Annotated in this window: 1 protein-coding gene; it reads right to left on the bottom strand. The window is 68.6% G+C overall.

Annotated features, from left to right (window positions below):
• Positions 1–332 precede the first annotated feature (332 nt).
• Positions 333–1,445: an IS110 family transposase gene (locus CHY22_RS09810; RefSeq protein ID WP_233502890.1), complete on the bottom strand. Its 1,113-nt coding sequence runs from the start codon at positions 1,443–1,445 to the stop codon at positions 333–335.
• Positions 1,446–1,522: the final 77 nt, after the last annotated feature.

Here is a 1,522-nt window from a genome sequence, read left to right as displayed (position 1 = left end):
GGACGTTCCTTTTAATATGAGCAGGACATTGTCAAGAGGCAAAATCGGGCCTGGCCCCAACGATATGGGGTCAGGCCCTCTCCCTATATCAACCCGTCCGCGGCGACCTCGGCGTGTCTTACCGACGCTCGTCTTTGCAGTTTAATATCCGCCCGTGGCGATCTCTCGCTGGGCAATCCGTTGCTACGGCTGAGGCTTCTACGTCGAACCGACAGTCTGTGCACGCGTGTGGCGCCCTGGGCGCTCGCAGAAAAGGGACCTGAGGTTCGCCTCAACGGCTTCGGATCGAACCGCTTCCGGGGTGACTGGCTTATGTGCGGGGGACCGCCCCCCTACGCCTCCTCGGCCATGAGGCCGACCGCCCACACCCAGCAGGCGAGCTCGCGCGCCGTGGCCACGTTCGCCTTGCTGCCGTGGACCCCGCGCGCGAGCAGCGCCTCCCGCCTCTCGACCAGCCTCCGCACGCCCTTGGCGGCATGCCTCCGGGCGCCCCGGTCCGGGGCCTGGCCCTTGGCGAGGTCCTTCGGCCGCCCCGAGCACGTCAGGTAGTGCCACGCGGCCTCGACCAGCGTCTTCCTCAGGTGCTTGTTGCCGGCCTTGGTGATCGCGCCCCTGCGGTCGCTCTCCCCGCTGGAGTGCTCGGAGGGCGTCAGGCCGACCCACGCCGCGAACGAGCGGGCGTTCCTGAACCTTGAGAACTCGCCGGCCTCGAACACGAGGTCGGCGGCGGAAGCGGTGTCGACGCCCTTGAGGCAGCGGAGGGAGTCGACCCTCCTCCTCCACCTGGGCTTGCGGGCCTCGGCCTCGACGAGCCCCTCGAGCCTCGCCTTCTCCTCCGCCGCCCGCCTGACCGCGTCGACGTAGTAGGCGAGCACCTCCTCGTCGGCCCCCTCCGCGAACCTAATCGACTCGATCCAGGACCAGTGCGCCCGGGTCCAGTTGCCCTTCCTGCGGCCGGTGGGCGTCCTCTCGTCGAAGACGAGCCCGTGCCTGAGCAGGAACTTGGAGAGCCGCTGCTTCGAGCGCGAGAGGTCGTCCCTCGCGTCCTCGAGCGCCCTGGTCAGGTCGCGGGCGGCCTCGCACTCGTCGTCGGGGACCCACACCTCGACCACGTTGCCGACCGACAGCATGCGGGCGAGGAACTCGGCGTCGTTGCGGTCGTTCTTCCTGCGCCTGTCCGCGCTGGGCTTGATCATCTTCGAGACGGCGCCGACCACGCAGTCGACCCCCAGGCCGGAGAGCCTCTTCTGCAGGTCGAAGCCCGTGACCCCGGACTCGTACACGCACCTGGCCCCGGGGTCCACGGAGCGGACCCACTCCGCGACGGCGCCGGCGTCGTAGCCGAAGGTCGCGGCGCGCACCTCCCCGGTCATGACGTCGAGGGAGACGGCCTTTATCGAGCGGGCGTGGACGTCGAGGCCGACGAAGGTGGTAGTATCTAGCATGGGAGCCCCTTCCATGAATGCGGCGTGGCCGCCGCGGCTGAATTAGACACTCACCATTGTCGGCCTAATCCGCGGTC

Origin of the sequence: Collinsella sp. TF06-26, assembly GCF_002232035.1 — a bacterium.
Classification (GTDB): Bacteria; Actinomycetota; Coriobacteriia; order Coriobacteriales; family Coriobacteriaceae; genus Collinsella.
The sequence above is the reverse complement of the archived record's forward strand: the minus strand, read 5'-3'. Positions and strand labels throughout refer to the sequence as shown.

What these genes read in the sequence shown, in the direction of transcription:
- CHY22_RS09810 (WP_233502890.1), bottom strand. Translation starts at nt 1,445, where the DNA reads ATGCTAGATACTACCACCTTCGTCGGCCTCGACGTCCACGCCCGCTCG.